5 protein-coding genes are annotated in these 6,799 nt (G+C 73.1%); all 5 read left to right on the top strand.

The features are described 5' to 3' along the window. A partial coding sequence (locus tag ETD96_RS38545; protein ID WP_420884831.1) for a hypothetical protein occupies positions 1-348 on the top strand: 348 nt, incomplete at its 5' end. Positions 349-623: 275 nt separating this feature from the next. Continuing rightward, positions 624-1,994 carry a cytochrome P450 gene (locus ETD96_RS38540; RefSeq protein WP_138641433.1) on the top strand — a complete coding sequence of 457 codons (1,371 nt, stop codon included), beginning with the start codon at positions 624-626 and terminating at the stop codon, positions 1,992-1,994. A 6-nt stretch (positions 1,995-2,000) separates the two neighbouring features. Then, the gene (locus ETD96_RS38535; protein WP_138641432.1) at positions 2,001-2,903 is read left to right on the top strand and encodes a terpene synthase family protein; all 903 of its coding nucleotides are present in this window, start codon (positions 2,001-2,003) and stop codon (positions 2,901-2,903) included. After that, positions 2,900-4,546 (top strand): prenyltransferase/squalene oxidase repeat-containing protein, encoded by a 1,647-nt coding sequence (locus ETD96_RS38530; protein WP_138641431.1) that lies wholly within the window; start codon positions 2,900-2,902, stop codon positions 4,544-4,546. Before ETD96_RS38535 ends, ETD96_RS38530 begins: the two co-directional genes overlap by 4 nt. A gap of 229 nt (positions 4,547-4,775) precedes the next feature. Continuing rightward, positions 4,776-6,799, top strand: a 2,024-nt coding sequence (locus ETD96_RS38525) for a sensor histidine kinase (RefSeq protein WP_138641430.1), incomplete at its 3' end; no start/stop codon positions are given.

Raw genomic sequence — 6,799 nt, 5'->3', positions numbered from 1 at the left:
GTCTCGTTGCGTCTGGTCACCGTCAGCGTGTTGGGCACCGCGCTGGTCGCGGCCGGGATGCTGGCTCCGGCCACGGGTGAGGCGACGGGCCGCGGCGGTGTCGCGGTGGAGCCCGGCATGGTGCGGCCGGGCGAGCACGTCCGGGTCTCGGTGCCGGGATGCGCGGGGGCGCGGGTCGAGTCCGAGGTGTTCACCGGGCGGGCCGTGGACGGCGCCGCGACCGTGAAGGCCGATGCCGTCCCCGGCGAGTACGCGGTGGCGGCGCGCTGCGGGTCGCGGAAGGTGACCGGTGAGGTGCGGGTCGCGGGCCGGGTCGGGTGGCCCGACATCCTGCCGACCGACCACTGACCGCGGGTGTCAAGGGCCGCCGTCGGTCGGTGCGCATACGCAGCCATCACTTTGTCAGCGCGGCGTTGACTTCACCGGCACATCCCTTGAAAAGTGACCTAGATCACGCACAGATGTAGTGCTTTCCTACCTCTCGGACGGTTGTCTTCGTCAAATGATCATGTGATACTTCCGGACGAATCGCCCATGTTTCACAAATGCCGCACCAGCGGCCATAGCCCGAGATCATCTCGCCCCGTGACCCGCACCACTGCCTAGTGAGGGGACAGTCGAGTATGTCGGTCGGCGTCGGCTCCGTCAGGGAACCGCGAACCATTCCGTTCCATCAGAGCCTGCCGAGACTGCTCCGGGACCCGCTGGGTGCCATCGAGCAGATGGGGCGCGAGTCCCAGGGCGAGATCACCCGCGTGAACCTGGGCATGCTGCGCCCGTACCTCGTGACCCGCCCCGAGCACGTCCAGCACATCCTGCGCGACAACGCGGCGAACTACCGGCGCGAGGGGCTGATGTGGAAGCCCCTCAGCAGGCTCGTCGGCGAGCCGTCCGGCGCGGACCCCGCCTGGCCGCTCAAGCGGCGGATCTTCCAGACCCTGCTGACCGGCAAGAAGATCGCGACCTACACCGACGAGATGGCCGCCAACATCGCCGACAACGTCGACGAGCTCGGCCGCCGCACCGGCGCCGGCACCCCGATCGACTGCAGCGACGAGCTGACCCGCATCGTCTACCGGGCCATCCTGCGGATCTTCATCGGGGACCGGCTCTCGCTCGCCGACGCCGACCGGCTCGGGGACGCGATCACGATCGCGACCACGTCGTCGTTCCGGTCCCGGATGCTGCTGCCGTTCGTCCCGCACGCGGTGCCGCTGCCCGGCGACCACGCCTTCCACCGCGCGGTGCAGAACGTCGACGACATCATCTTCCCCGTCATCGAGGAGGCGCGCCGGCAGGGCGTGCACGAGCGGGGCGACGAGGGCCACGACATCGTGTCCCTACTGCTGCGGGCCCGCGACGAGCAGGGGAACGCGCTCGACGACCAGGGCGTCCGCGACGGGGTCGTCTCGCTGTTCGTGGCCGGCACGGAGACCACGGTGACGGCGCTGAGCTGGCTGTGGGTCGTGCTCGACGCGCATCCCGAGGTGATGGTCCGGCTCCGCGCGGAGATCGAGGACGTCCTGGACGGCGCCCGCCCCACCCGCGAGCACCTGCCGCGGCTCCGCTACACGAAGATGGTCCTCCAGGAGCTGCTGCGGATCTACTCGGTCGGCTGGATCATCCCCCGCATCGTGGCCGAGGACGACGTGATCGACGGCGTCCGGATGCACCGGGGCGCCACGATCGCGGTCAGCCCCTACCTCACCCACCGGGTGCCGGACGTGTGGCCCGACCCGCACAGGTTCGACCCCGAGCGGTTCGCGCCGGGCAACTCCCGGCACCGCTTCGCCTACCTCGCCTTCGGCGCGGGGCCCCACCAGTGCGTGGGCAGCGTCTTCTTCACCGTCGAGGCGCAGCTGATCGTCGCCAGCATGATCAGCCGGCTGCGCCCGACCCTGCACGGGCCGGCGGGCGTCGAGCCCCAGGCGGGGCTCACCCTCAAGCCGCGGCAGCCGATCAAGATCTCACTGAACCCCGTCGACGGCAGGTAGGCGCACATGGGAACCCCGGCCGCACCGACCGGTGAACTTCGGACCGCCATCGAGGAGGGCAGGACCAGCGCGCTCGCCGTGGACTGCCAGCGCGACCTGGCGGCGTGCGCGACGGAGCACGCCGTCCTCTTCCCCGGCGGCCCCTTCGACCCGCGGCTGCTGAGCGGCGTGGCCCTCGCCAACGCGTTCGGGTCGCCGTGGGCGTCCGCCGAGGAGCTGAGCGTCGCCTGCCGCACGTCGCTGTGGGTCTTCGCCGCGGACTGGCTCGTCGACTACGTCGCGGAGACGCGGGCGGACGTCGACGTCCAGGCCGCGGCGTGCCTCGCGGTCGCGGACGGCGCGGAGCCGCCGCCGGACGTCCCGCTGGCCCGGTTCCTCGCGGAGATCCGCGACACGCTCGCGGCGCGTCCCGCGTTCGCCGAGCTGCGGGGGCGGTGGCGCGCCCAGCTCGACCGCTACTTCGCGGCGATGGCCCGGGAGTGGGAGTGGCACGCCGCGCGGAAGTCCGGCGACGGCCCCGCGCCGACGTTCGCCGAGTACGTCGGCAACGCCGACAACTTCGGGTCCTCGTTCGTCAACCTCTCGCACTGGATCTACACGTCCGGCCCGGACGAGCTCCGGCACATCGACGCGCTGTGGGCCGCGAGCGGAACGGTGCAACGGATCCTGCGGCTGCTCAACGACCTCGCCACCCTCCAGCGGGACCTCGACTGGGGCGACCTCAACCCGCTCGCCCTCGGCGTCAGCCGGGCCGAGGTGACCGACCAGATCGACCTCCTCGTCAAGGAGTGCCTGGACGAACTGGCTCCGCTGCGGGAGCCGTGCCCGAAGGAGGCGCGGTACCTGGAGCGCCAGATCGGGTTCAGCACCGGCTTCTACGGCCGGACGGACTACTGGGGTGAGCTGTGAGCGTCCAGTGCGGTGAGGCGGAGGACGTCCCGGACCCGTCAGAACCCGCGCCGGCGGCGGACCCGGTCGCCGGCGCCGACGCACTGGTCCGCGGCCTCCTCGCGGACCCCTGGGGGCAGGTGTCCCCCTCCATCTACGAGACCGGACGCGTCGTCACCCTCGCCCCGTGGCTCATCGGGCACACCGAGCGGCTGCGGTTCCTCCTCGCGGCGCAGCGCGCCGACGGCGGGTGGGGCGCGCCGGGCGGGTACTCCCTCGTCCCGACCCTGAGCGCGACCGAGGCGATCCTCTCGGCCTTCCGGCGGGACGCGTCCGGGACGGGCCGCGACGGCTCCGGGATCGAGCGCGACGTCCTGGCGAAGGCGGCCGACCGCGGGCTCCAGGCGCTGACGGCGCTGCTGGACGACGCGTCCGGCGACGCGATCCCCGACATGCCCGCGGTGGAGCTGATCTCCGCCCATCTGGCGCGCCTGATCAACGACCATCTGGAGTGGCTCGACGCCCGGCCGCCGGGCGCGTCCGGTCCGCGTCCGGCGGGGGCGCGGGTGCGCGCCCCGGAGAGCTGGGCGGACGCCGCGCTCGACCCGCTGCGGGAGCTGCTGAGCGCGGGCGGGCAGGTCCCGGAGAAGCTGTTCCACGCGCTGGAGGTCGCCGGGCCCGCCGCCCGCCGGACCGGCTCCACCCGGCCGGGCCCCCGCACCGGCGGCGTCGGCGCCTCGCCGGCCGCGACGGCCGCGTGGATCGGCGGCGACGAGGCCCCGCCGGCGGACGACCCCGCGCGCCGCTTCCTGGAGACCGTTGCGGCGCACCACGGCGGCCCGGTGCCCTGCGGCTACCCGATCACCGTGTTCGAGCGGGCGTGGGTGCTGAGCGGCCTGCGCCGGACGGGCGTCCCGGTCACCGTGCCGGACGAGCTGACCGCCTCGCTGGCCGCGGCCGTCGGCCCGCTCGGCACCCCGGCGGGCGAGGGCCTCCCGGCGGACGCCGACACCACGTCCGTGACCCTGTACGCGCTCGCGCTGCTCGGTTCGCCTCGGGAGCCCGACAGCCTGCTGGCCTACGAGCTGGACGACCGCTTCTGCACCTGGCAGGGCGAGCAGGGCGCGTCGGTCACGACGAACGCGCACGTCCTCGACGCGTTCGGCGAGTACGCGCGCCTCCGCCCCGCCGCCCGCGCCCGGTACGCGCCCGCCATGGCGAAGGCGGCGAGCTGGCTGCGCGCCCGCCAGGAGCCGGACGGGAGCTGGACCGACCGCTGGCACGTCTCCCCCTACTACGCGACCGCGTGCGCGGTGCAGGCGCTCCAGTCGTTCGGCGGCGCCGAGGCCGCCGCGTCCGTGGAACGTGCCCGGCGGTGGGTGACCGAGACCCAGCGTCCGGACGGGTCCTGGGGCTGGTGGGACGGCACCGCCGAGGAGACCGCGGAGGCCATGCTCGTCCTGCTGCCGTCCGGCCGGGCGGGGAACGGGTCCGCGCGCCGCCTCGCGCACCTGCGGGCCGCCGCGCGCGGCCGGGCGTGGCTGCTGCGCTCCCCCCACTGGACGGACGGCCCGGCCCTCTGGCACGACAAGGACCTGTACCTGCCGAAGGCGATCGTCCATTCGACGATCCTGAGCGCCCTCCATCTCACCCGTCCCGAGTAGCGTCGCGCGGGAGGCGTCCAGGACGTGAGACGCACCACACCGATCTGGGCCTCGTCCTGCTCAAATAGTGAAAATTGACGTCTTCACGTGATGCTGCGTTGCTAAGGTGCTCCGGTGTGTGCGCTGGCGCCCCTCCTGCCCCATCGCGCACTCGGACAACAGAGACTCGCTGGCCCTTGACACCCCCGGGATCGCGGGTCCTGCTCACTCTCGTTGGGACGGGTCGTCAATGCGCCTCCGCAATTCTCGTCTGCGGACCAAGATCACTGCGCTGCTGCTGTCGCTGACGGCGCTCTGGGCGTTCGCCGCGTGGGTGACACTTCGCGAAGGTCTGGGCCTGCTCTGGGCCAGCACACTGGACACCAAGATCAGCCGGCCGACCGTGTCGCTCGTGACCGCCCTGCAGAACGAGCGCCGCGCGTCCGTCGTCTACCTCGCCTCGCCGGGGCAGCAGCAGCGGCAGTCGCTGCTCGCGCAGCGCACCGAGACCGACAAGGCCGCGGCCAAGGTGCGCACGACGGCGTCCGGCGGCGACGTCGGCCGGGCGGCGAGCGACGCGCTGGAGCGCCGCATCGACGAGATGTTCGAGGCCCTCGACGACCTGCGCGCGGGCCGCGCCGTCGTCGACGCCGGGCGCGGCACCCGGGTCCAGGCCGCCACCTCCTTCAACAAGATCATCGACACCGCGTTCCGCGTCTTCAACTCGACCGGCGCCGTGCTGAACGACGAGGGCATCTCCAAGGACAGCCGCACGCTGAACGCGATGACCCGCGCCAAGGAGGTGCTGTCCCGGGAGGACGCGCTGCTCGCCGGCGCGATCGCCGCCCGCAAGTACGAGCCGGGCGAGCACGCCCGCTTCGTCGGGCTGGTGAACACCTCCCGCTTCCTCACCGAGGAGGCCGCGGCGGAGCTCCCGCCCGCCGACCTCGCGCGCTACGAGCAGCTCGTCAACGGTCCCGCCTTCTCCCGGCTGCGCGCCGTCGAGGACCGCATCCTCCAGCGCGCCACGCTCCGCCCGCCGGTCAACGGCACGGACTGGCAGGGCGCGGTGGGCCCGTCCCAGGAAGGGCTGGAGAAGCTCGTCCTCACCGGCGGTGACGAGCTGGTGGAACGTGCCGGTCCGGTCAGCCTCGGCATCATCCTGCGGCTGGTCCTCGCCGGTGGTCTGGGGCTCCTCGCGGTCATCGCGTCCATCGTCGTGTCCATCACCACCGCCCGCGCCCTGGTGCGGCAGCTGGAGCGGCTGCGCGGCGCGGCGTGGGAGCTGGCCGAGCAGCGGCTGCCGAGCGTCGTCGAACGGCTCGGGCACGGCGAGAAGGTGGACGTCGCCGTCGAGGCGCCCCCGCTGCAGTTCGGCAGCGACGAGATCGGGCAGGTGGGCCGCGCGTTCAACGCCGTCCAGGAGACCGCGATCCGCACCGCCGTCGAGCAGGCCGAGCTGCGCCGCGGCATCCGCGACGTCCTGCTGAGCCTGGCGCGCCGCACGCAGGCGCTGGTGCACCGGCAGCTGAGCATGCTCGACACGATGGAGCGCAAGCGCGACATCGACCCGAAGGACCTGGAAGAGCTGTTCCGGCTCGACCACCTCGCCACCCGCATGCGGCGCAACGCCGAGAACCTCATCGTGCTCTCGGGGTCGATCCCGGCCCGCGGCTGGCGGCAGCCGGTCCCGATGATCGACGTCGTCCGCGCCGCCGTCGGCGAGGTCGAGGACTACACCCGCGTCACCGTGCTGCCGTTCGGCCCGGTCGAGCTGGCCGGACGCGCGGTCGGCGACGTCACCCACCTGCTGGCCGAGCTGATCGAGAACGCCGTGTCGTTCTCGCCGCCCGACACCGCCGTGCACGTCGGCGGCCACCTCGTCGCCAACGGCTTCGCGATCGACATCGAGGACCGCGGGCTCGGCATGACCGACGAGAAGCTCGCCGAGATCAACGAGCGGATCGTCGACCCGCCCGAGTTCAACCTGCGCAGCTCCGTCCAGCTCGGCCTGTTCGTGGTCGCGAAGCTCGCCGAGCGCTACGGCGTGCGCGTCTCGCTGAAGCGGTCCGCCTACGGCGGCACCACCGCCGTCGTCGTCATCCCGCAGGACCTGGTCGTCGAGGCGGGCACCGCGCAGGCGCCCGCCGCCACCACCGAGAACGGCCTGGCCGTCCGGCAGCCGGCCGCGGTCCCGGCCGGGGCCTCCGAGCAGGGCCGTGAAGGATCGGGCAGCGTCGTGACGCTCACCAGGCAGGCCGGTTCGCCGCCCGC

The sequence above is a fragment of the Actinomadura geliboluensis genome (assembly GCF_005889745.1).
Taxonomy (GTDB): Bacteria; Actinomycetota; Actinomycetes; order Streptosporangiales; family Streptosporangiaceae; genus Spirillospora; species Spirillospora geliboluensis.
This window is presented reverse-complemented; position numbering and strand designations above follow the sequence as displayed.